The sequence below is a fragment of the Bradyrhizobium sp. AT1 genome (assembly GCF_001590795.1).
GTDB lineage: Bacteria > Pseudomonadota > Alphaproteobacteria > Rhizobiales > Xanthobacteraceae > Bradyrhizobium.
In genome coordinates this window covers 514,069-537,045 of record NZ_JXDL01000001.1, presented here as the reverse complement: position 1 = coordinate 537,045, position 22,977 = coordinate 514,069, and the positions used below count along the sequence as shown (strand labels likewise).

Below are 22,977 nucleotides of genomic sequence, written 5' to 3'. Positions count from 1 at the left end.
GGCGTTGATCATGGCGCGCGGCTATAGGGCCCGCGGGTTCCGGGGTCAAGTACAAAGTGGCGACGCATGGCGGCCTCGTCCGCCACCGCGAGCGAAACTGTCCCCGTAGACTTGCGATAGAATGTCAAGACAATCTAAACTTATCCTAGAACCGCCGGACCTTTCGCACTTGGGGCATGTCGTGACACCCGATGAGATCCGCAACGAGCACCTGAAACTCAGCGCGACTTGGCTCAACAACCTGTCCGCCGGAATTATTGCGGCTGGAACCTTCGTTCCGGCAGCACAGGTGATTTTCAATCTTCTGCCTTTGGGAACCGATAACGGTCTCGTTGTTGGGGTCGGGCTAGTTTGCTTCGTGACGGGTTTCGCCATACATTTGGCCGGACACGTATTCTTGGGAAGCCTGCGATGACCACCGACCAGGCGATCGCGCTGCTCTTTCCTCTCGCCGCCGGTAGCGGCGCACTTTTGACGGCCTTCATCGCCAAGAAGGTTTGGGTGGATCGCCCCGTGTCCGCCAACTCACACGGCCCTGACAAAGTCGTTGAAGAGATCGTCGATCGCGCGCGATCTTCCCGCGAACTCCGCGGCGACAAGGACGACCTCAATGAAGCTGCGGCTCAAGCCCATCGGCTGATCGACATCGTGCGCAATGCGCTTCAGAAGACCCACTAGACCCAGCGCTATTCAAGCCGCGAGCGCCGGTCAGATCACCCGCCAGATCCATTCCATGATCTTGGCGAGCACGTCGCCGAACAGCAGGAGCACGGCCGACCAGACCAGGGCCGAGATGAAATTGGCGGCCTGGAAGCTCCAATAGGGCATCTCGAAGATGCCGGCCGCCAGCGGCACCGAGGCGCGCAAAGGACCGAAGAACCGGCCGATGAAGATGCTGGGCACGCCCCAGCTGCGCACGAAGGCCTCGCCCCTGGGCAGCAGTCCCGGATAGCGCGAGAGCGGCCACATCTCGGCAACCTTCTCCTTGTAGCGGTAGCCGAACCAGTAGGAGACCCAGTCGCCCAGCGCCGCGCCGAGGCCGCCGGCGATCCAGACCGGATAAAAGCTGATGCCGCTCGCCCCGATCAGCGCACCGATCGCGACCAGCGCGCCCCACGCGGGAATCAGCAGCGAGATGAAGGCCAGCGATTCCCCGAAGGCGAGCAGGAACACGATCGGAGCCGCCCAGGCCTGGTGAACGCGCACGAAATCGGCCAGGGCGTGCGCAAACTGCTCCATCAAAAATAGCCTTCCGCCCCGTCTCAAGGTGCTGCTCGATGAAAAAGACTGGTAAGCCAAGGGCTTGTGTGACATCAAGTCACAAAACCCGGCTCGGCCAGGCTGGCAGGTCAAATTGCCGGCAATTGGAGGGCCTGCGGCGTAAAATCGCCGGGATTGGCCCCCAACGACACCGCCCGGCCCGCCCTGCGATAACCTTTCCAAGTCAGAAGTGGCATAGTCGGCGAAATCGATTCGCCGCTATTGCGGCCCTCAAAACGCATCAAGATATATGTCCAAGCAGTTGAAACCCAAAGCAAAAGACGACTTTTTCGGCGGCGACGAGCCGAAGCCCCGGGCCGCCAAGGCGGCGCCCCGCGGCAGCGGCGGCGAAGCCGATTACACCGCGGCCGACATCGAGGTGCTCGAAGGTCTGGAACCGGTGCGGCGCCGGCCGGGTATGTATATCGGCGGCACCGATGAGAAGGCGTTGCATCATCTGTTCGCCGAAGTCATCGACAACTCGATGGACGAGGCGCTGGCCGGGCACGCGACCTTCATCGGCGTCGAGCTCAGCGCAGACGGATTCCTCACCGTCACCGACAACGGTCGCGGCATCCCGATCGATCCGCATCCGAAGTTCCCGAAGAAGTCGGCGCTCGAAGTCATCATGTGCACGCTGCATTCGGGCGGCAAGTTCGACAGCAAGGTCTACGAAACGTCAGGCGGCCTGCACGGCGTCGGCATCTCCGTTGTCAACGCCCTGTCCTCGCGTCTCGAGGTCGAGGTCGCACGCGGCCAGAAGCTGCACCGCATGATTTTCGAGCGCGGCCATCCCAAGGGCAAGCTCGAGGACCTCGGCAAGGTCAACAACCGCCGCGGCACGCGCGTGCGCTTCAAGCCCGACACCGACATCTTCGGGCCTAAGGCCGCGTTCAAGCCGCAGCGCCTGTTCAAGATGACGCGCTCGAAGGCCTATCTGTTCGGCGGCGTCGAGATCCGCTGGAATTGTGCGCCCGACCTGCTCAAGGGCATCGAGGACGTGCCGGCAGAGGCGACGTTCCACTTCCCCGGCGGCCTCAAGGACTATCTGGCGGCGGCGATCCACGCTGACACGCTGGTGCATCCCGACATCTTCTCGGGCAAGTCGGGTCGCAACGGCGCGCATGGCGCCTGCGAATGGGCGGTGGCCTGGACCGCCGATGCCGACGGTTTCCTCTCTTCCTACACCAACACCGTGCCGACGCCGGATGGCGGCACGCACGAATCGGGCCTGCGCAGCGCGCTTCTGCGCGGGTTGAAGGATCACGCCGAGCGCGTCGGCCAGGGCAAGCGCGCTGCCTCCATCACCTCCGAAGACGTGATGGTGGGCGCGGCCGTGATGCTTTCGGTGTTCGTCCGCGAGCCTGAATTCCAGGGTCAGACCAAGGATCGTCTCGCCACCGCGGAGGCGCAACGCATCGTCGAACAGGCGATGAAGGATCCGTTCGACCATTGGCTGTCGGGCAATCCGAACATGGCCAACCGGCTGCTCGACTTCGTGATCGACCGCGCCGAGGAGCGCCTGCGCCGCCGCCAGGAAAAGGAAACCGCGCGCAAGACCGCGGGCAAGAAGCTGCGCCTGCCCGGCAAGCTCGCCGACTGCACCGACGCCGGCACCGAGGGCTCCGAGCTCTTCATCGTCGAGGGTGACTCGGCCGGCGGCAGCGCCAAGCAGGCGCGCGACCGCAAGACGCAAGCGGTGTTGCCCTTGCGCGGAAAAATCCTCAACGTCGCGTCCGCCGGCAAGGACAAGCTGACGGCGAATGCCCAGCTTTCCGACCTCGTGCAGGCGATCGGCTGCGGTCAGCTCTTGCAATACCGCGAAGAGGATCTGCGCTATCAGCGCATCATCATCATGACCGACGCCGACGTCGACGGCGCTCACATCGCTTCGCTCCTGATCACCTTCTTCTACCGGCAGATGCGGCAGTTGATCGATGAAGGCCACCTCTTCCTTGCGGTGCCGCCGCTCTACAAGCTGACCCACGGCTCGAAGTCGGTCTATGCGCGCGACGACGCGCACAAGGAGGCGCTGCTCAAGAGCGAGTTCAACGCCAACGCCAAGGTCGAGGTGAACCGTTTCAAAGGCCTCGGCGAGATGATGCCTGCGCAGCTCAAGGAGACCACCATGGATCCGAGCAAGCGGACGCTGCTCAAGGTGGTGCTGCTCCCCGACGACCGTGACACCACCGCGGATTCGGTCGAGCGCCTGATGGGCACCAAGGCCGAGGCGCGCTTCGCCTTCATCTCCGACAAGGCCGAGTTTGCCAGCGAAGAATTACTGGACGTCTGAGCCTTTCGGGCCGTCCACTCCTCTCAAGAGCCTCGACGAGGAGCCGGGGCTCTTTTGTTTTGTGGAGTCCCTTGCCGGTAAGATCTGCCCGCGGTCCGCACGGCTTTGAGCGATTCCGGCGCCGCGACCGCGACTCGGCCAGCGACTCACGTTGCCGAGGCTGAGGCAGGATTGCCTCCATTTCGGACAAAGCCGATTTTCCTAACGAAACCTTACCCGAATTAAGGATTCCACATTCCGAACAAGATACTGATTTTGCTTATTTATTTCAATTTTTGGGGACTGTGACCCAAATGCCCAGCCGGCGGCGTTTTCCGGCGACTGTGCCTAGCCTGCAACAGCATTTCGGCGCGAAACGTCTATAGTCCGGTCATCAGATGAAACGGACTTCAGCGCGCTCGCGCCTCTAGACAGACCAAGGTTGGGGATTTTGACATGAAGAAGACTTTGCTCGCTCTGACCGCGGTTGCCGCGATGACCGGTTCGGCCTCGGCGGCCGATCTCGCTGCCCGTCCCTACGTGAAGGCTCCGATGGCGGCGCCCGTCGCCAACTGGACCGGCTTCTACGTCTTCGGCGGTGGCGGCGGCGGCCTCTCGAATGCCGACCAGCACGTCCAGACCACTGTCGGCGCTGTTCCGCTGACCATCGACCAGCGTCAGGGCGGTTCGGGTTGGTTCGGCACCGTCGGCGCCGGTTACGACTGGCAGTTCAGCGGCACCTGGGTCGCCGGTGTGTTCGCTGACGGTCAGTTCGGCAGCATCCGCGCCACCATCCAGGATCCGACCATCGGCATCACCGGCAACCAGAAGCTGGAAACCTCCTGGGCCGCGGGCGTGCGCCTCGGCTGGCTGGTCGCCCCGAACGTTCTCTCCTACGTCAACGGTGGTTACTCTGGCGCCCACTTCGGCCAGACCAACTTCACCAACCTGGCCGGCACCCCGGCTGGTATCCACCTCAACAGCTACAACCGCAACGGCTGGTTCGTCGGCGGCGGTGTCGAGAACAGCCTGAACATCTTCGGTGTCTCCTCGCCCGGCTGGTTCATGAAGACCGAGTATCGTTCGGCCTTCTACAACACCAAGACCTCGGACGAGCTGTTCGACGGTACCAACGCGCTGGTCGGCAACTCCATCCGCGCCAACAGCTGGAACCAGACGATCTCGACCTCGCTGGTCTACCGCTTCAACTGGACCGGTCCGGTCGTCGCGAAGTACTGATCTGATCTCACGATCAAACGTCAAAGCCCCGGCATCGTCCGGGGCTTTTTCGTTGTGGGCGCGTCGGCCGCCACGGCTCACCTCCAGCGGCTCACCTCCAGCGACGGCACGCGGCGGTGGCTGAGCTTCCATCGTCCGCACGGCACTGACAGCCCTGCCCTGCGCATCGCGCCACATGCTTGGCGTCGCGGCTTCCGGCGCCGCCATTGTAACCGAACCAAAGCTGCGGCTAGTGTGCCCCCCAAGCTTTCGAGGCCGCGGCATCGTTGATGCCGCGAGTCGCGACGGAAGCAGACCGAGGGGGGAGGAATGCATGCGCAGATTTCTGCTTGTCGCAGGCCTGTTTGCCCTCGCCGTCGGGCTGCTCTGGATCGGACAAGGCACGGGCACCATTGCCTGGCCGCGATCGAGCTTCATGGTCAACCAGCTGCAATGGGCCGGCTATGGCGCCGCCATGGCCGGCTTCGGGCTGGTGCTGATCTGGCAGAGCAACCAATAAAAGAAACCAGAAAGAAGAAGCATGACATCCAACCGGTTCGATCTCCGCGGCAAGGTCGCGATCGTCACAGGAGGCAATGGCGGCATCGGGCTCGGCCTGGCGCACGGACTCGCCGATGCCGGCGCCGACATCGCCGTGGTCGGACGCAACGAGGCGAAGTCCAAGGCAGCCGTCGACGATCTCAAGGCGCGCGGCGTGAAGGCGATCGCGGTCGCGACCGACGTCACCGACAAGGCGGCGATCGAAGCCATGATCGCGCGGGTGGTCAAGGATCTCGGCCGCATCGACATCGTCATCAACAATGCCGGCATGAGCATCCGCAAGCCGCCGCACGAGCTCGAGCTCGACGAGTGGAACACGGTGATCCAAACCAATCTCACCAGCGCCTTCCTGTGCTCGAAGCTCGCCTATCCGCACCTGAAGGCGTCAGGCAACGGCAAGGTGATCAACATCGGCTCGATGATGTCGATCTTCGGTGCGAGCTTCGCCACCGCCTATGCGGCGAGCAAGGGCGGCATCGTGCAGTACACCCGCGCCTGCGCCAATGCCTGGGCGCCCGACAACATCCAGGTCAATGCGATCCTGCCGGGCTGGATCGATACCGACCTCACCCGCGGCGCGCGGCAGCAGGTCTCGGGATTGCACGAGCGGGTGCTGGCGCGCACCCCTGCAGGGCGCTGGGGCGACATCGACGACTTCGCCGGCATCGCCGTGTTCCTGGCATCGTCCGCGTCGAGCTTCGTCACGGGCACCGCGATCCCGGTCGATGGCGGCTTCTCGGTGATGGCCTGAGATCGGGACTGCACCACGCAAAAAAGAAGCCCCGGGCGAAGCCGGGGCTTTTGAATTTGGCAGTACTTTTTTGATCGTTGGTCGCGTTGCGGTCGACGTGCTCAGTAGCGGGCAATGGTGGGCGCATCGAACTTGTAGCTCGCGCGCACCACGGCCCATTGGATATCGCGCGGCTTGGCATCGAAGGTGTAGTTACCCGAGGTGCCGCCGAGCTGATAGGTCTGGCTGCCGAAGGCAGCGTAATTGTATTCGAGTCCCACGATCCAGTTGCGGGTGACGCCGTATTCCCAGCCGGCGCCGACGGTCCAGCCGTTGGCCCAGTGGGTCTGTCCGCCCGAGCCCGTCACGCCGACGGTGTCGTTGACCGAGAGACGGTTGTTCACGCCGGCATAGCCGCCCTTGATGTAGAAGAGGTTGTTCTGCACGGCGAAGCCGGCGCGGCCGACGACGGTTGCGAGCACGTTGGCGCGCCAGGAGAACACGTCGTCGCCGGCGCCGAACGCGGTGTTCGTGAACGAGCCCTTGTTGTCGAGGCCGGAGATCGTGCCTTCCATGCCGAACACGTAGTTGTTGGCCTGCCAGTTGTAGCCGATCTGGGCGCCGCCCATGATGCCGGATCCACGCTGACGATAGCCCTGGCCCGGGACGAGGTCGCCGAACGGCGCGCCGATCCCGTTGTTGATGAACTGCTCGTTGGTCCATGCGCCGCCGATATGGCCGCCGACATAGAAGCCGGTCCAGTTGAACAGCGGCTCCACATAGGCGGGCGCCTTGGTGTAACGCGCGCCGAGATCGGCAGCGGACGCCGCACCCGTCGAAACCAGAGCGGTCGTGCAGGCGAAGGCAGCAATCAATTTGTTACGCATGGTACACCCCGTGTCCTTTGATGGACGTACGGTCACAGACGGGTGTTACTAAAATTGGAATCAACAGAGTTAACGAGGCGCGTCGGCCTTTGCCGACATGCAAATGCGTCGGCGCTGTTGCCGACTCGCAACGCCGGATGCGCGATTTAACGCGGCATTATCCCTACCGAATTGCGACGCTACAATCCTGCGGTCGCCTTCGACTGCACGTGCTCGGGCCGCACGCCGAGCGCAATCAGGCGCGCCGGAATGCCCTGGAGCCATGGCAGCGCGGTGATGAGGCGCACGATCAGCGGCACTTTGAGCGGCCGGTCGCTCGACTGCAACGCGCCGCTGATGATCTTGTTCTGCACGATCTCCTGCATCCGCTGCGTCATCTTCACCGGGAATTCACGGCGACGGCGCACGGCATCGAGCTCGTCCTCGGAGGGGCAGCCCTGCCCCAGCTTCTCCGCCAGCAGATTGGCCGTCGCGACCGCATCCTGCACGGCCAGATTGACGCCGACGCCGCCAACCGGCGACATCGCATGCGCGGCATCGCCGATGCAAAGCAGGCCCGGCCGCGTCCAGCGCGTCAGTCGGTTGATCGCAACGGTGAGCAGCTTGACGTCGTCGAAGCTCTTGACGTCGGCGATGCCTGCCTTCAGGACCGGCGCCATGCGCACGACGTCGTCGAGCAGTGCCTGCAGTCCCCTCGCCTTCACCGTCTCGTGCTGTCCCTTGGCGATGACATAGGCGCATTGCCAATAGTCGCCGCGATCGAAGGTGATCATCATCTTGCCGGGCTCGACGCGCGCGAACACGTTCTCGGTCTCGCCGGGTTTGCGGCCGGCACGGAACCACAACACGTCCATCGGCGCGCCGATCTCCTCGACGGCAAGGCCCGCGCGCTCGCGCACCGTCGAATGCCGGCCGTCGCAAGCGATGGTGAGATCGGCTTCGATCTCGATGAGGCCATCGGGAGTCTTCGCGCGCACGCCGGCGACGGTCTCGCCGCGGCGGATCAGGTCGACCGCCTCCGTGCTCATCATCACCTCGAGCGAGGCAAAGCGCCGGCCGGCCTCGCGCAGGAAATTCAGAAAGTCCCATTGCGGCATGAAAGCGATGAAGGGGTATTTGGTGTGGAGCCGGCTGAGATCGGCAATGCGCACCGGCGTGCCGCCGAACAGGCCGTCCATCTTCTGCAGCCGCTGATGCGGCAGCTTCAGGAAGCCGTCGATCAGGCCGAGCTCGTCCATCACCTCGAGCGTCGAGGGATGCACGGTGTCGCCGCGGAAATCGCGGAAGAAATCCGCGTGCTTCTCCAGCACGACGACCGCGATGCCGGCACGCCCCAGGAGATAGCCGAGCATCATGCCGGCAGGTCCCCCGCCGACGATGCAGCAGCGGACTTTTTTCGTCCGGTTCGATGGCTGGTCGGATGTCATTGCGGCCGGGATCCGCGCGTAACACTCGAGATGTCGCAGGCAATGTAACGCCGATTCCGGGCGTTTGGCGTCTGAATCTGTATGCGGGACGCGACCTCCAATGCCGGCTGGCAGCTTGGATCAGGCGCGCGTCTGCCCCCCGGGAATAGACCGACCTGCCGGTTGTTGTTACAAGGGAACACGACCCAAAAGGGCATCAGAGGAAACGTTCAACGTGGCATGGTTGCTTGCAGGCGTGGCAGCCTGGCTGGCCGTCAACATCGCGCTCGTCTATCTGCGCACGCGCCGAAGCCGCGATGCGGAAGAGAGCGAGCCGCGGGTGTAGCTCTTGCGTGCTGCACCTGCTCGGCCGTTGGCGTCAGAACAGCGGCTGCCCTTTACGGACCACGCGAAAGTCCCCCGCTGCGCGGGCTTCATGGACGAAGCCAGACTACTTCTGATCCTCGTTGCTGGTCCCCGTGCCCGGACTTCCGATCGGCAACCCGTTCGGCGCATGACCGACGCCCGAGTTCCGTTCCGCTTGCGCCGCCGCAGGCGTCTTGCCGTTCGCAGTCGGCGCCTGGACGTTCGGATTGTTCAGGCTGTTATTGGTGTTGACGTTCGCTCCGGTGGTGGTGCCCTGCGTCCCCATGCCCGACGGAGCCGACGGCCCCGAATTGGCGCTGCTGGAGGAGGTGCCCATTCCAGCGCCCGAGCTGGCCGCGGATCCCGCGCCGCCGGTCCCAGTTCCTGCCGCAGCGCCGGCACTGGCTCCGCCACCCGCGCCGCCGCCGCCTGCCCCTCCTCCTCCTCCGCCACCGCCGCCTTGAGCAAAGGCCGCCGTCGACAGTGCAGCACAAGCGATCGTCACGAGGATGGATTTGCGGATCATGGATCGTCTCCCTGGTTCGCGGGACAATCCTGATCGCGCGGAAGTTGTTCCTTTTTTCGAAGATCCCAACACAGGCAGCAACGAACCCTCAATTGTTGCTGCGGTTGGCGCTCCTGAAACTCTTGATCTCAGACACGCTGCCGTCGCGATAGGTCAGCTCCACCGAGACGGACTGCGTGCTCGGTGCGAGCTTCATGTAGAGCGGCATGCCGGCGGTGATCGCGCTGGGGTCGCGCATGTCGCAAGGCGGCATCTTCAGCACCTGGTTGGGCACCGCGGTGTCGATGCCAATGCGCACTTCGCGAATGGCGCAGCGGTAGGACACGAGGTGGGTGTAGTAGACGAGCAGTCCGTTGAACTCGCGGAACGACAGCCAGCTCGTCGCGGTCATGTCGAGGATCTTGCGCTGGTCGCGGATCAGCGCGGCCTCGGGATCGAAGCGGATCGGGAACGGCCCCTGCATGTCGCCGGACTGGTCGACGTAGCGGACCTCGATGGTGCCGGCCTGCGCATCCGCAGGCAATTCGATCGACGGGTTCGGCATCCGCTTGCGCGTGCGCGGATCGAGCGTGTCGATGAATCCGGTCTCGCGGAAATCGCCTTTGCCGGCCATACGCCAGGAAATGCCGAGCGTCGGATCGGCGAAGGAGAACACCACGCTCCAGCCGCCATTGTGCCGCGAGAAGCTCGCGATCGGCGCATTGAGGCTCTCCTCCTTCGGCAGCTGCGGCACCGACACCGGCGGCAGCGCCGCGAGCTTCTGCGGCGGCGGATCGGCCGGCCGCGCGGCGGCATCCTTCGCCATGCCGCTGAGGAAGACGTCGTCGACCATCTGGTCGAAATACACCGGCACCTGCCTGTGCTTGACGGTGTCGGCCATCTCGCTGACGGCGCGGCGGGTGCGCTGCGCCACCTGCACGAGGTTCTCGCCGGGCTGCAGCAGCTCCTTGGCGAAGGTGCGCGTGAACACCGAATTGGGATTGGTATCGTCGTTCGACAGGCGATCCAGCGCGGTCTGGCGGGGACCGGCCGAGAACACCGAGAATACGCCTTCGGGCAGTTGCACCATCGGCGCAAGGCCGCCGCCACCCGCGACCGCGCGGGTGCCCTTGCGCTCGAACGGGTTGTTGCGGCAGGCGTCGAACACCAGGATCGACGTGCGCGCCTTCTTGTTCTGGAGGCGCTCGACGATGCGGTCGGCCAGGATCGATGCGTCGCGCACCAGCTCTTCCTGCCCTTCCGTCGCCGCAGGCACGTCGGTCGGCAGCAGATAGTTCTGGCCCGCGATCTCGAAGCCGTGGCCGGCATAGAAGAAGAAGGCGGTATCGCCCGGCTCGATCGCCTTGTCGAAGGCGAGCAAGGTCTCGGAGAATTGCTGCCGGTTCTGGTTCTCTGCGACCATCACCGAGAAGCCGAGCTGCTTCAGCGTGTCGCCCATGGTGCGCGCGTCGTTGACGGCCTTGAGGAGCTTCGGCACGTTCCTGTAGTCGTTGTTGCCAATGACCAGCGCCACGCGCTTCTCGGCATGAGCGGGAAGCGCAAAGCCGCTCAGCCCCGCTGCCAGGCCAAGGGCCGCCAGAATTCTGAAAAGCCGACGCGTCATCGCAAAATTCCCGTTGCAGAACGGCACAGAGGCCGCTTCCTTCGAACGGCAGTTCATTGGACCCCCTGCCGCTGTGTGATAGTCGGCCCAGACGTAACGACGGTTCAAGGACCCCGGGCTCCGGTTCCATGATCTGGCTATGGCAGATTCCCGTGGAATCTGCTCTTTTGAGGGCAATTGCGCTGCAAGCGGGGGCTGCCGTGTATCGCTGGTGTACCGACGAGGTCGAGCCGCATGATCGCTTCGACTATTGGCGCGAGGTGCGTTCCAAGGGTTTGTTCGGCGTCACCGCCGAGCTCGAGCGCGAACAGCGCGCGAATTTCTTCGGCGAATTCTCGCTGCGCCAGCTGGGCGGCGGCGCCGGCCTCGTTGAGCTGAAGGCCTCACCCTACACGGTCGAGCGCAGCATCTCCGACATCGCCTACGCGCCGGGCGACGCCATCTGCGTCTACCAGCAGCTCGGCAGCGGCGGCTGGTTCGGCGGTCTGCGCAGCAGCGACTTTGCGATCGCCAATGGCAGCTTCGCCACCAGCCATACCGACCTGCCCTACCGCACCGCGCCGCTGGGCGCCGGCGGCTTCCACCTTCGCATCCTGAAGATCCCGCTCGGCACGATCCCGGCGCAGGACAAGCGCATGCGCGAGCTGGCGCCCCGTACGTTCGGCGATCCCACCCTGGCGCCGCTGCTCGGGGCCTGCTTTGCCGAGCTCGGCGAAGCCTCCACGGATAGCGGCGCCGATGCGACCTCCCTCGTCCAGGCTTTGGCCCATCTGGCGCTGATCGAGCGCGGCATCGTGCGGCCGGGCAGCCGGCGCGGACAGGCTGCGCTGCGGACCGCCCGCCTCTCACAGGCCCGGCGCCTGATCGCCCGCCACCTGCAAAACCCTGATCTCGCGCCGAGCATGGTGGCCGACGAGCTCGGCGTGTCCGTGCGCCACCTGCACATGCTGTTCGAGAGCGCGGCGAAGAGCTTCTCCCAGACCGTGACGGACGAACGCCTGAAACAGAGCCGCCGCCTGATGCGTGAGGCGCCCGAGCGGCTGATCGCCGATATCGCGGCCGCCTGCGGCTTCGAAAGCCTGGCCACCTACTACCGGGTTTTCAACGCCGCCTACGGCATGGCCCCAGGTGACTTCCGGTCTGACTTCCGGGCCCAGGGCCCGGATAGCCGTTAGCTGCCGTTTTGACGGCTCCGGCCAGAGCGCGGGGCTGGGCGGAAAACCTCAGTCGCGCCCGCTATTTGGCGAAAACCTCAGGTTTTTTAGGGTCTTCCCGCGCCCGCTCCATTGACTTTGGCCGATTCCCGCCTATGTTCCGTGGCGACGCGGCTCAGATCGAAGAGCGATTCCTGAGCCTTGCGCTTTGTCCGCGTGAGTCAGCACCCCCAGCTTCCTAGAGAGCGCGCCGTTTCGGGGTGGAACGCGACAGCCTTATTACCCTCGATTCCGAACGGCGGTTTCGACCAGAGGCTCAATGTCCTTTTCAAATCTCGGACTCTCCGAAAAAGTCCTCGCCGCAGTGGCGGCCACCGGTTACACCACCCCCACCCCCATTCAGGAACAGGCGATCCCCCACGTCCTCGCACGCAAGGATGTGCTCGGCATCGCCCAGACCGGCACCGGCAAGACCGCGGCCTTCGTGCTGCCGATGCTCACCATCCTTGAAAAAGGGCGCGCCCGGGCCCGCATGCCGCGCACCCTGATCCTCGAGCCGACCCGCGAGCTCGCGGCGCAGGTGAAGGAAAACTTCGACCGCTACGGCGCCGGCCAGAAGCTCAACGTCGCCCTCCTGATCGGCGGCGTTTCCTTCGGCGACCAGGATGCCAAGCTGACGCGCGGTGTCGACGTGCTGATCGCCACCCCCGGCCGGCTGCTCGACCACACCGAACGCGGCGGTCTGCTGCTCACCGGGGTCGAGCTGCTCGTCATCGACGAAGCCGATCGCATGCTCGACATGGGTTTCATCCCCGACATCGAACGCGTCTGCAAGCTCGTCCCGTTCACGCGGCAGACCCTGTTCTTCACCGCGACCATGCCGCCGGAAATCCGGCGCATCACCGAGACCTTCCTGCACAATCCGCAGAAGGTCGAGGTCTCCAAACCCGCCACCACCGCCGTCACCGTGACGCAAGTCCAGGTGCCTGCCGGGCGCGAGGCGCACGAGAAGCGCGAGCTGCTCCGCCGCCTGCTGCGCGAGGCCAAGGATCTCAAGAACGCGATCATCTTCTGCAATCGCAAGCGCGAGGTTGCGATCGTTCACAAGTCGCTCCAGAAGCACGGCTTCAGTGTCGGCGCGCTGCACGGCGACATGGACCAGTCGGCCCGCACGGCGGCACTCGAACAGTTCCGCAAAGGTGAGCTGCCGCTGCTGGTCGCTTCCGACGTCGCCGCCCGCGGCCTCGACATTCCCGAGGTCAGCCACGTCTTCAATTTCGACGTCCCCCATCACGCCGACGATTACGTTCACCGCATCGGCCGCACCGGCCGCGCCGGGCGCACCGGCACTGCGATCTCGATCGTCACGCCGCTCGACCAGAAGTCGATGGTGGCCATCGAGAAGCTGATCGGCCAAAGCATTCCGCGCGCCGAAGGCGATTTCGAAATCCACTCCGAATCTTCCGATGCCACCGACCGCCCGCGCGAGTCGCGTGGCCGCGAACGTTCACGCGGCGGACGCGGCAAGCCGCAGCGCGGCGAACGCCGCGAGCGCAGCCACGAGCCGCGCGAGGCGCGAGTCGAAGCAAGACAGGCGTCCGAGGCGGGACATGCGTCCGAAGCCAAGAGGCCTTCGGAAGCAAGGCAGCCGGCTGAAGCCAGGCATCGTTCGAACGACAAGCGCAGGGCGGAGCCGCGTCACGACGCCCGCCAGCCGGCCAATCCGTCGCATGTGCCGTCGATCGGCCGCCCCGAGCCCCGCCGCCAGCGCGAGGCCGACACCGAGCCGGGCGATCACTCGCATCTGCCGGCGTTTCTGCTGCGGCCGGTTCGCTCCCCCGCCGGGGCCTGAAGCGCGACGCGCTCCAGGTTTCGGTTGAGCAAACCCGCCCCACAATTTTTTAGATGCATTCGGGGACGTATATTTACGGGGCGTTCACGATCGTCCGTTAGCCTACGAACATAATTTAAGCATTGCTGCGGTCGACGGCGCATCGACCGTTGTGGGGTATGTTCCGTGGTCAAGGTTCTCGACGAACACGAACGCACGATGGCGTTCGCCGAGGTAGCGCTCGGTCAGATCCGATCGCTACGACAGACGGCAATTCCCCGCAATTACGAGATCTGGTACGTCTACGCCACTGGCTACAACGCGCCGCTCAACAAGATCGTCAACGAGACGCTGGCGCGCAGCGGTAAGCTGACCGAAGCCGATCTCGAACAGATCTACGAGACCTATCTCTCCCACATCAAGACCACCGACCGCATCGACAAGGTCGGCGCGCGCGTCATCGGCGAGATCGACGACGTGATGAAGGTCCTGAGCGATGCGCTCGGCATGACCGGCTCCTACGACGCCAGCCTGTCAGGCGCCACCGAAAAACTCTCGTCCGCCAAGAGCCGCGAGCAGATCAAGTCGATCGTCGAAACGCTGCTGCATTCGACCAGCGAGATGCGTGAGACCAACAAGGTGCTGGAAGACCGGCTGACGCTGTCGAAGAACGAGATCAGCAATCTGCAGCAGAGCCTGGAGGCGATCCGGGCCGAGAGCCTGACCGACCCGCTCACGGGCCTTGGCAATCGCAAATATTTCGATCGCATGATCGGCATGGCCGTGCAGAGCGCCCTCGCCTCGGGTGAGCCGCTCTCGCTGCTGCTGTTCGACATCGATCACTTCAAGTCGTTCAACGATTCCTACGGCCATCTGACGGGCGACCAGGTGCTGCGGCTCGTCGGCCTGTCGCTGAAGCAGACCATCAAGGGCCAGGACATCACCGCGCGCTATGGCGGCGAGGAGTTCGCGGTCGTGCTGCCCAACACCGCGCTGCGCCAGGCCCTCACGGTGGCCGACCACATCCGCCGCGCGGTGATGGCCAAGGAATTGAAGAAGAAGTCCACCGGCGAGATCCTCGGCCGTGTCACCATCTCCGTCGGCGTCTCCATGCTCAAGCAGGGCGACGACACCGACGCGCTGATCGAGCGCGCGGATGCCTGCCTCTACGCCGCCAAGCGCAACGGCCGCAACCGCGTGATCTGCGAGGCCGATCCGGAATACGCGGTCGAGACTCACAGCCGCGTGGCGTGATGGAAGCAGCGCGCCGACGAATGCCCGCGCTTGACTTTCCCACCTGACAAACGACATCTTCCTCGCCGCCTCAACGCGTTTGACCGCGAGGACTTGTCGCCTTGGCCAACAATCCCCACGATTTCCACACACCGCAGCCGTCCTACACCCGCGACGAGTTGCTGAGATCGAGCGAAGGCGGTTACTTCGGCCCGGGCAATGCGCAATTGCCTGCGCCGCCAATGCTGATGATGGACCGCATCACCGAAATCAGCATGGACGGCGGCGCGTTCGGCAAAGGCCACATCGTCGGCGAGCTCGACATCGCACCCAGCCACTGGTTCTTCGATTGCCATTATCGCGGCGACGCGATGATGCCGCCAACCCTGGGCCTCGACGCGATGTGGCAGATGGTCGGCTATTGGCTCGGCTGGTCGGGCTCACCGGGCAAGGGCCGCGCCATCGGCGTCGGCGAAGTCGAGTGCACCGGCGAGGTCACGCCCGACACCAAGCGCGTACGCTACGAAGTCGCCATGCGCATGGTCCGTCGCGGCAAGCTGGTGCTCGGCATCGCCGATGGTCGCGTGCTCGCGGATGGCGTCTGCGTGTTCACGGCCAAGGATATGAGGGTCGGCCTGACCAAGGCCGCGGATTGAGGTCTCACAGGTCGGCAAAGGCGCAACGCGCCGTGCCCACGATCTCGGCATGATTATTTCGAACCGTGGGCACGCTTCGCTTTGCCCACCCTACGCACCGCTTTCTTGGAAGCCTTCTTCGCCGTACTCTTCTTCGGCGCGGCTTTCTTCGTGACCTTCTTCCCCTTCGGCCGCTTCTTCACCTTGGCGCGCTGCGCGGCGGCGAGCGCCGCCCTCGCCCATTGCGCGAGCTCGGCGGAATCGTCGAACAGCCGTGCCGGTAGCTCCCAATAGGAGTTCACCACCACCGTCTTGGCGCGGGTCGAATATTGAAACGGCTTTGAGCCCTCGGCCTCGAAGTCCGGGATCGTCATTTCGTCGGCGCGGAAGAACAGGCCCGCGCGCAAGGCGAGTGCGAAATTGACGCCGTCGACGGAGATGCCGTGGCCGGAGAACATCTTACGGATGGCAACGGGGCCGAAATCAGCGAACAGGTCGATCAGGAATTCGCGGTCCATGCGCACGCTCTCTCGTGCCCCGGACGCAGCGCAGCGTGTAACGGTGCGCTGTCGAGCCGGGGCCCAGTCCACTAAGGCGGGAGTATAGCGTGGGTCCCGGCTCTGCGCAGCAGCGCAAGCGCGCTGCAGCGCGTCCGGGACAGGAAAGCGGCTGGGAAGAAACTAACCGTCGATCTTGGCCGGCCGCAGCTCGACCGACTCGCCGCAGCCGCAGGCGGAGATCTGGTTGGGATTGTTGAAGACGAACTGGGCCTGCATCTTGTCGGCCTTGTAGTCCATCTCGGTGCCGAGCAGGAACAGCACGGCCTTGGGATCGACCAGGATCTTGACGCCCTTGTCCTCGACGACCTCGTCGGTCGGGCGGACGTCGTGGGCGTATTCGACCGTGTAGGACTGGCCGGCACAGCCGCCGTTTTTCACGCCGACGCGCAAGCCGACGATCTCGGAATCGGCGCGCTGGGTCAGCTCGCTGATGCGCTGGGCGGCGGCATCCGTCAGCCGCATCACCTGCGGGCGCGGACGCCGCGGCTTCGGAGTGGAGACTGGTGTTGCCTGTGTCATGTCAGTGATGTGGTCCGTTGCAGAGCAAATTCAATGCCAGATATACGCGTCACCACATGTTGAGGACGAGGCGCGCCTCGTCGCTCATGCGCTCGGGCGACCACGGTGGCTCCCAGACCACTTTGACGTCGACCACGCCGACCCCGGGAACGCTGGCGACCGCGTTCTCGACCATGGTCGGCAGCTCGCCGGCGGCCGGGCAGTTCGGCGTCGTCAGCGTCATCTGGACGTCGACCGAACGATCGTCCTTGATCTCGACCTTGTAGATCAGGCCGAGCTCGTAAATGTCGGCCGGAATTTCCGGATCGAACACGGTCTTGAGGCCCGCGATGATCTCGGTGGTCAGACGCTCGGTCTCCTCCGGCGGCAGCGCCGAATGGGTCTCCATTGGACTAGCTTTGATTTCTGCCGTGTCACTCATGCGAACAAATCCCGCGCCTTCAACAGCGCCTGTGCCAGATGATCGACTTCTTCCCGCGTATTATACATGCCGAACGAGGCCCGGCAGGTGGCCGTCACGTTGAACCGCTCTAAAAGCGGCATCACGCAATGGGTGCCGGCGCGCACGGCGATGCCCTGGCGGTCGATCACGGTGGCGACGTCATGGGCGTGCGCGCCCTTCAGCTCGAAGGAGATCACCGGGCCCTTGCCGCGCGCCGTGCCGATCAGCCGCAGCGAGTTGATCTCGCGCAGCTTCTCCTGGGCGTAAGCCGTGAGATCGGCCTCGTGGGCGGCGATGCGTTCCTTGCCGATCGAATTGACGTAGTCGATGGCCGCGCCAAGGCCGACGGCCTCGACGATCGCCGGCGTGCCCGCTTCGAATTTGTGCGGGGGATCGCCATAGGTGACGACATCGCGCGAGACTTCGCGGATCATCTCGCCGCCGCCGTTGAACGGGCGCATCGCAACGAGCTGATCGTATTTGGCCCAGAGCACGCCGATGCCGGTCGGACCGTACACCTTGTGGCCGGTGAAGACGTAGAAGTCGCAGCCGATATCCTGAACGTCGACCGGCAGATGCACGGCGCCCTGGCTGCCATCGACCAGCACGGGAATGCCGCGCGCATGGGCGATTCTGACGACCTCCTTGACCGGCACGATGGTGCCGAGCGCGTTCGACATCTGGGTGATCGCGACCAGCTTGGTCTTCGATGTCAGCAGCATCTCGAACTCATCGATCAGGAAATTGCCTTCGTCGTCGACCGGCGCCCATTTGATCACCGCGCCTTGGCGTTCCCTCAGGAAATGCCAGGGCACGATGTTGGAATGGTGCTCCATGATCGAGATGACGATCTCGTCGCCCTCCCCGATGTTCGGCCCGCCCCACGACGAGGCGACCAGGTTGATCGCCTCTGTCGCGTTACGCGTGAAGATCACCTCTTCGGTGCGCGCAGCGTTGATGAACTGCGCCACCTTGGTGCGACCGCCCTCATAGGCTTCGGTCGCGGCATTGGCGAGGTAATGCAGGCCGCGATGCACGTTGGCGTATTCGGACGTATAGGCCTGCGTCATGCGGTCGAGCACGGCGCTCGGCTTCTGCGCTGAGGCGGCGTTGTCGAGATAGACGAGGTTCTTGCCGTAGACCTGCAGGCTAAGCGCCGGAAAGTCCTGGCGCACGCGCGTCACGTCATAGGTGCCGTTCTTGACCGCCGGATGCGTGCTCATTGGCGGCGCTCCAGCCAGCGCTCGGCGATGCCGATCACATGCTCGCGGAGGGCCTCATCGGCGATCTGCTCGATCGCCTCCCCCACGAAAGCCTGGATCAGCAGCGCCTGGGCCTGCTTCTCCGGAAGACCGCGTGCCTTCAAATAGAACAAGAGGCTGTCGTCCAGCGCGCCGGCGGTGGCGCCGTGGCCGCAGGAGACGTCGTCGGCGAAGATCTCAAGCTCGGGCTTGTTGTCGGCCTCGGCTTCGTCCGAGAGCAACAGCGCGCGCGTCATCATCTTGCCGTCGGTCTTCTGCGCGTCGGGACGGACGATGATGCGGCCCTGGAACACCGAATGCGCGCGGTCGTCGATTACGGCGCGGAAGATCTCGCGGCTGACGCAGTTCGGCACGGCATGATCGACCACCAGGGTGGTGTCGCCATGCTCGGTCTTCTGCAACAGGTTGACGCCGTTGGCCGAGAGCTCACTGTTCTCGCCTGCCAGCGTGATGAAGCCCTGCAGACGGCTCACCGCGGCGCCGGTGGTCATGTTGAAGAAGCTGAATTTGACGTTGGCGCCGACGGTGACGAAGTGCGACGAGACGTTCACCGCGTCGGGCGCGTCATCCATCAGGCGGATATGAGCGACGTCGGCTTCGTCAGCCACCGTGATGATCACGGCGTCGTTGACCTGGTAGGCCTTAGCGCCAGCCGCGACGAAGGTCTCGACGATGGTGGCGTGAACGCCCTTCCCGACCGCGACCTGCGAGCGGGTGAAGGCCGAGGCCGACGCTGATGTCGCGATGTGGATGAGCTGGATCGGCGCGGACAGTTTTGCGCCGTCGGCGATCTCCAACACGACGCCGTCGGTTGCCATCGCCGCGTTCAGCGCGATCATGGCGTCGGTGGACGCGGTCTTCAGCAGACCCGCGTCCTTCTCCAGCACCTCACGCAGCGTCTTGAAGCCGGCCTCGGCGACGAGCGCCTTCACGTCGGACAGATTGGCCACGAACACGCCGTCGACCAGCACCAGCTTGCTGGCGCCGGCGATTGCATGCGCCTTCACCGCTTCTGCGGCGCGCTTCAACGCGGCCGCATCGGGCGCTGCGGCCAGTGGCAGCACCTCGCCGACCAAGGCGCGCAAATCGGTGTATTTCCATTCCTCGATCCGGCGATGCGGCAGGCCGAGACGCTCATAGGTCTCGAATGCCTCGCGGCGCACGGCGGTGATCGCGGGCGACCCCGGCAGTCGGCCTTCGGCGCTGGTGAAGAGATCGCTCACCGCGCGGCCCTTTCCGGTCTTTGCCACAGCAACGTTCATCGCAAAATTCCTTACGCGGCATCCTCGAACTGGGCGTAGCCGGACGCTTCCAGCTCCAGCGCCAGTTCCTTGCCGCCGCTCTTCACGACACGGCCCTTCGACATCACGTGCACGATGTCGGGCACGATGTAGTTCAGCAGCCGCTGATAATGGGTGATGACGACCATCGCGCGCTTGGGCGAGTGCAGCGCGTTGACGCCGTCGGCCGCGATGCGTAGCGCGTCGATGTCGAGGCCCGAATCCATCTCGTCGAGGATGCACAGGCTCGGCTCGAACAGCGCCATCTGCAGCACCTCGTTGCGCTTCTTCTCGCCGCCGGAGAAGCCGACATTGACGCCGCGCTTGAGCATGTCCTGCGGGATGTTCAGCGACTTCGAGACCTCGCGGACCTTCTTCAGGAAGTCCGGCGTCGAGAACTCATCCTCGCCGCGGGCCTTGCGCTGCGCATTCAGTGCCGTGCGCAGGAAGTTCATGGTGGCGACGCCGGGAATCTCGACCGGATATTGGAACGCCAGGAACACGCCCTTGGCCGCGCGCATATCGGGCGACATCTCCAGCAGGTCCTCGCCCCGAAACAGGATCTGGCCGTCGGTGACCTCATAGCCGGGCTTGCCGGCGATCACGTGCGAGAGCGTCGACTTGCCGGAGCCGTTCGGCCCCATGATCGCGTGGATCTCACCTTCGTTCACGGTCAGCGTCAGCCCGTGGAGGATCTCACGCTCCTCGACACGAACCTTGAGGTCTTTCACTTCAAGCAAAGCCATCTTGGTATCCAGTTTATTCAATTGATGTTGGAGCGCGAGATGCGCACCGCGAGGGTCGGCAATTAGCCGACCGACCCTTCAAGCGAGATCGAGATCAGCTTCTGCGCTTCCACCGCGAATTCCATCGGCAGTTGCTGCAGCACGTCCTTGACGAAGCCGTTGACGACGAGGCCGACCGCTTCTTCCTGGCTGAGGCCGCGCTGGATGCAGTAAAACAGCACGTCCTCTGAGATCTTCGAGGTCGTCGCCTCGTGCTCGAACGTCGCCGACGAGTTCTTGGCCTCGATGTACGGCACGGTGTGCGCACCGCATTTGTCGCCGATCAGCAGCGAGTCGCAGGCGGTGAAGTTGCGCGCGCCGGTCGCCTTCCGATGCGCGGTGACGAGACCGCGATAGGTGTTCTGCGACTTGCCGGCGGCGATGCCCTTGGAGATGATCCGGCTCGACGTGTTCTTGCCGAGGTGGATCATCTTGGTGCCCGAGTCGACCTGCTGGAAGCCGTTCGAGATCGCGATCGAGTAGAACTCGCCGCGGGAATTGTCCCCGCGCAGGATGCAGCTCGGATATTTCCAGGTGATCGCAGATCCCGTCTCGACCTGGGTCCAAGAGATCTTGGAATTGTTGCCGCGGCAGTCGCCACGCTTGGTGACGAAATTGTAGATGCCGCCCTTGCCTTCCGAATTGCCCGGGTACCAGTTCTGCACCGTCGAATATTTGATCTCGGCATCGTCATGCGCGACGAGCTCGACCACGGCGGCGTGCAGCTGGTTCTCGTCGCGCTGGGGCGCGGTGCAGCCTTCGAGATAGGAGACGTAGGAGCCCTTGTCCGCGATGATCAGCGTGCGCTCGAACTGGCCGGTGTTGCGCTCGTTGATGCGGAAATAGGTCGACAGCTCCATCGGGCAGCGCACGCCGGGCGGCACGTAGACGAACGAGCCGTCGGAGAACACCGCCGAGTTCAGCGTCGCGTAGAAATTGTCCGAAGTCGGCACCACCGATCCCAGATACTTCTGCACCAATTCAGGATGCTCGCGGATCGCCTCCGAGATCGGCATGAAGATCACGCCGGCCTTCTTCAGCTCCGCCTTGAAGGTGGTCGCAACCGAGACCGAATCGAAGACCGCGTCGACCGCGATCTTGCGGCGCGCCGGATCTTCCTCGCCCACCTTGGGCTCGACGCCTTCGAGCATGGCGACTTCCCGCAAGGGAATGCCGAGCTTCTCGTAGGTCTTCAGGATCTCCGGATCGATCTCGTCGAGCGAGGTGACCGTCTTCTTCGGCTTCGGGGCCGCGTAGTAATACAGGTCCTGGAAGTCGATCTTGGGATAGTCGACGCGGGCCCAGGTCGGCTCCTGCATGGTCAGCCAGCGCCGATAGGCCTCCAGCCGCCACTGCAGCATCCAGGCGGGCTCGTTCTTCTTCTCGGAGATGAACTTGACGGTCTCTTCCGACAGCCCCTTGGGGGCCTTGTCGGACTCGATCAGGGTTTCAAACCCATAACGATACTGGTCGACGTCGATGCGCTTCACGCGCTCGACCGTCTCTTGCACGGCTGGCATTCTATCCTCCGCTCGCGGTTTCAAGGACCGCGGTGGATCAAACTCGGACGAGTATTACGATGTTTCTGTGCGGAAAGCACGGCTTAGAACCGTTCAAGCCGTGTTTCATCGCTTAAGCCTTAAGTAGGCTATTACCGAGCTTTCGCCAAGCCTCTAACGCCCTATTGATGTCATCAGGTTCCGTGGACCACCCCAGACTGAGACGCACCGCTCCCTGGGCCACCGCCGGATCGAAGCCCATGGCCGAAAGCACGTGGGACGGCTGGACCTTGCCCGAGGAACAGGCTGAACCCGAGGAAACCGCGACGCGTTCGAGGTCGAAGCCGATCACGGCGGTCTCCGCCTTGAGACCCGGCGCCGTGAACAGGACGGTATTTGGCAACCGCTCGACAGTATCTGAGAAGATCGTTGCCCCCGCGACTCCTCGGATGCCATTTTCCAAGCGATTTCTGAGGCTTGCCATGCGCTCCGCATCCTCCGGCAGAGCCTGAAGCGCGATCTTCACCGCCGCACCGAAGCCGGCGATCCCTGCGACATTCTCAGTCCCCGCCCGGCGATTCAGCTCCTGTCCCCCGCCCCGCAGCACCGGCTCAAGGCCAGCGATCCCCTCCGCCACGACCAGCGCGCCGATGCCCTTGGGACCGCCGATCTTGTGCGCAGAAAAGGTCGCAAGGTCTGCGCCTAAATCTTTGATATCTAACGGAATTTTACCCAGCGCCTGGATCGCGTCGACGTGCAGGAGGCCGCCGGCCTCGTGGACGATCCGCGCCGCCTCCGCGACCGGCTGGAGTGCGCCCGTCTCGTTGTTGGCGGCCATGATCGAAACCAGCGCCGGCGGGCCGCCCGCCAGAAGGGCCTTCAAGAGCTCCAGATCGACCACGCCGGCGCGCGTGACCGGGATGAGACCGATCGCGCCGCCCGGGAATC

At 64.2% G+C, this 22,977-nt stretch carries 23 protein-coding genes; 10 read left to right on the top strand and 13 right to left on the bottom strand.

The annotated features are described in order from the left end of the window. Window positions 1-181 precede the first annotated feature (181 nt). Both SE92_RS34760 and SE92_RS02550 read left to right on the top strand, forming a co-directional pair. A complete protein-coding gene (locus tag SE92_RS34760) occupies window positions 182-415 on the top strand; it encodes a hypothetical protein (RefSeq protein WP_245324425.1) in 234 nt (77 codons plus the stop codon). Beyond that, window positions 412-678 (top strand): hypothetical protein, encoded by a 267-nt coding sequence (locus tag SE92_RS02550; RefSeq protein ID WP_063194322.1) that lies wholly within the window; start codon window positions 412-414, stop codon window positions 676-678. The genes SE92_RS34760 and SE92_RS02550 overlap by 4 nt, the downstream gene beginning before the upstream one ends. Window positions 679-708: 30 nt before the next feature. On the opposite strand, the gene SE92_RS02545 is transcribed toward SE92_RS02550, so the two are convergent. Further along, on the bottom strand, window positions 709-1,239 hold the full coding sequence (locus tag SE92_RS02545) for a DedA family protein (RefSeq protein WP_063194321.1): 531 nt from the start codon (window positions 1,237-1,239) through the stop codon (window positions 709-711). A gap of 271 nt (window positions 1,240-1,510) precedes the next feature. Here SE92_RS02545 and parE point away from each other — a divergent pair, with 271 nt between their 5' ends. The 4 genes from parE (at window position 1,511) to SE92_RS02525 (ending at window position 6,062) form a co-directional block, all read left to right on the top strand. After that, window positions 1,511-3,553, top strand: coding sequence for a DNA topoisomerase IV subunit B (gene parE, locus SE92_RS02540; protein ID WP_063194320.1), 2,043 nt, complete (start codon window positions 1,511-1,513; stop codon window positions 3,551-3,553). Window positions 3,554-3,988: 435 nt separating this feature from the next. Continuing rightward, entirely contained in the window at window positions 3,989-4,771 is a 783-nt protein-coding gene (locus SE92_RS02535; RefSeq protein ID WP_063194319.1) for an outer membrane protein, read from the top strand. A 313-nt stretch (window positions 4,772-5,084) separates the two neighbouring features. Next, window positions 5,085-5,270 carry a hypothetical protein gene (locus tag SE92_RS02530; protein ID WP_063194318.1) on the top strand — a complete coding sequence of 62 codons (186 nt, stop codon included), beginning with the start codon at window positions 5,085-5,087 and terminating at the stop codon, window positions 5,268-5,270. 21 nt (window positions 5,271-5,291) lie between these two features. After that, the gene (locus tag SE92_RS02525) at window positions 5,292-6,062 is read left to right on the top strand and encodes an SDR family NAD(P)-dependent oxidoreductase (RefSeq protein ID WP_063194317.1); all 771 of its coding nucleotides are present in this window, start codon (window positions 5,292-5,294) and stop codon (window positions 6,060-6,062) included. A gap of 101 nt (window positions 6,063-6,163) precedes the next feature. On the opposite strand, the gene SE92_RS02520 is transcribed toward SE92_RS02525, so the two are convergent. The 4 genes from SE92_RS02520 to SE92_RS02505 all read right to left on the bottom strand — a co-directional run bounded on the left by SE92_RS02520 (window position 6,164) and on the right by SE92_RS02505 (window position 10,829). Beyond that, window positions 6,164-6,928 carry an outer membrane protein gene (locus SE92_RS02520; protein WP_063194316.1) on the bottom strand — a complete coding sequence of 255 codons (765 nt, stop codon included), beginning with the start codon at window positions 6,926-6,928 and terminating at the stop codon, window positions 6,164-6,166. A 179-nt stretch (window positions 6,929-7,107) separates the two neighbouring features. Beyond that, window positions 7,108-8,355 carry an FAD-dependent oxidoreductase gene (locus SE92_RS02515; protein ID WP_084251738.1) on the bottom strand — a complete coding sequence of 416 codons (1,248 nt, stop codon included), beginning with the start codon at window positions 8,353-8,355 and terminating at the stop codon, window positions 7,108-7,110. Window positions 8,356-8,785: 430 nt separating this feature from the next. Continuing rightward, entirely contained in the window at window positions 8,786-9,226 is a 441-nt protein-coding gene (locus SE92_RS35500) for a hypothetical protein (protein WP_063921203.1), read from the bottom strand. 88 nt (window positions 9,227-9,314) lie between these two features. Further along, on the bottom strand, window positions 9,315-10,829 hold the full coding sequence (locus SE92_RS02505; RefSeq protein WP_063203307.1) for a caspase family protein: 1,515 nt from the start codon (window positions 10,827-10,829) through the stop codon (window positions 9,315-9,317). 200 nt (window positions 10,830-11,029) lie between these two features. Here SE92_RS02505 and SE92_RS02500 point away from each other — a divergent pair, with 200 nt between their 5' ends. The 4 genes from SE92_RS02500 (at window position 11,030) to fabA (ending at window position 15,703) form a co-directional block, all read left to right on the top strand. After that, window positions 11,030-12,004 (top strand): helix-turn-helix domain-containing protein, encoded by a 975-nt coding sequence (locus tag SE92_RS02500; protein WP_063194314.1) that lies wholly within the window; start codon window positions 11,030-11,032, stop codon window positions 12,002-12,004. A gap of 298 nt (window positions 12,005-12,302) precedes the next feature. After that, the gene (locus SE92_RS02495; RefSeq protein ID WP_063194313.1) at window positions 12,303-13,835 is read left to right on the top strand and encodes a DEAD/DEAH box helicase; all 1,533 of its coding nucleotides are present in this window, start codon (window positions 12,303-12,305) and stop codon (window positions 13,833-13,835) included. Window positions 13,836-14,000: 165 nt separating this feature from the next. Next, window positions 14,001-15,068, top strand: a complete 1,068-nt coding sequence (locus tag SE92_RS02490) for a GGDEF domain-containing protein (RefSeq protein ID WP_063194312.1) — start codon at window positions 14,001-14,003, stop codon at window positions 15,066-15,068. Window positions 15,069-15,169: 101 nt separating this feature from the next. After that, entirely contained in the window at window positions 15,170-15,703 is a 534-nt protein-coding gene (gene fabA / locus SE92_RS02485; protein ID WP_063194311.1) for a bifunctional 3-hydroxydecanoyl-ACP dehydratase/trans-2-decenoyl-ACP isomerase, read from the top strand. A 53-nt stretch (window positions 15,704-15,756) separates the two neighbouring features. On the opposite strand, the gene SE92_RS02480 is transcribed toward fabA, so the two are convergent. From SE92_RS02480 to SE92_RS02445, 8 genes are all read right to left on the bottom strand, one after another. Continuing rightward, window positions 15,757-16,200: a TfoX/Sxy family protein gene (locus tag SE92_RS02480; protein ID WP_063194310.1), complete on the bottom strand. Its 444-nt coding sequence runs from the start codon at window positions 16,198-16,200 to the stop codon at window positions 15,757-15,759. Between the two features lie 162 nt (window positions 16,201-16,362). Beyond that, window positions 16,363-16,761 (bottom strand): HesB/IscA family protein, encoded by a 399-nt coding sequence (locus SE92_RS02475; protein ID WP_084251735.1) that lies wholly within the window; start codon window positions 16,759-16,761, stop codon window positions 16,363-16,365. Window positions 16,762-16,810: 49 nt separating this feature from the next. Beyond that, entirely contained in the window at window positions 16,811-17,182 is a 372-nt protein-coding gene (locus tag SE92_RS02470; RefSeq protein WP_018323035.1) for an SUF system Fe-S cluster assembly protein, read from the bottom strand. Further along, window positions 17,179-18,426 (bottom strand): cysteine desulfurase, encoded by a 1,248-nt coding sequence (locus tag SE92_RS02465; protein WP_063194309.1) that lies wholly within the window; start codon window positions 18,424-18,426, stop codon window positions 17,179-17,181. Before SE92_RS02465 ends, SE92_RS02470 begins: the two co-directional genes overlap by 4 nt. Continuing rightward, entirely contained in the window at window positions 18,423-19,727 is a 1,305-nt protein-coding gene (gene sufD, locus SE92_RS02460; protein WP_063194308.1) for a Fe-S cluster assembly protein SufD, read from the bottom strand. The genes SE92_RS02465 and sufD overlap by 4 nt, the downstream gene beginning before the upstream one ends. Window positions 19,728-19,738: 11 nt before the next feature. Further along, on the bottom strand, window positions 19,739-20,491 hold the full coding sequence (sufC, locus tag SE92_RS02455; protein ID WP_063194307.1) for a Fe-S cluster assembly ATPase SufC: 753 nt from the start codon (window positions 20,489-20,491) through the stop codon (window positions 19,739-19,741). 62 nt (window positions 20,492-20,553) lie between these two features. Beyond that, complete coding sequence (gene sufB, locus SE92_RS02450) at window positions 20,554-22,050, bottom strand: Fe-S cluster assembly protein SufB (RefSeq protein WP_063194306.1); 1,497 nt, start codon at window positions 22,048-22,050, stop codon at window positions 20,554-20,556. A 112-nt stretch (window positions 22,051-22,162) separates the two neighbouring features. Beyond that, window positions 22,163-22,977: cysteine desulfurase family protein (locus SE92_RS02445; RefSeq protein WP_063921202.1), on the bottom strand; the 815-nt coding region annotated here is incomplete at its 5' end.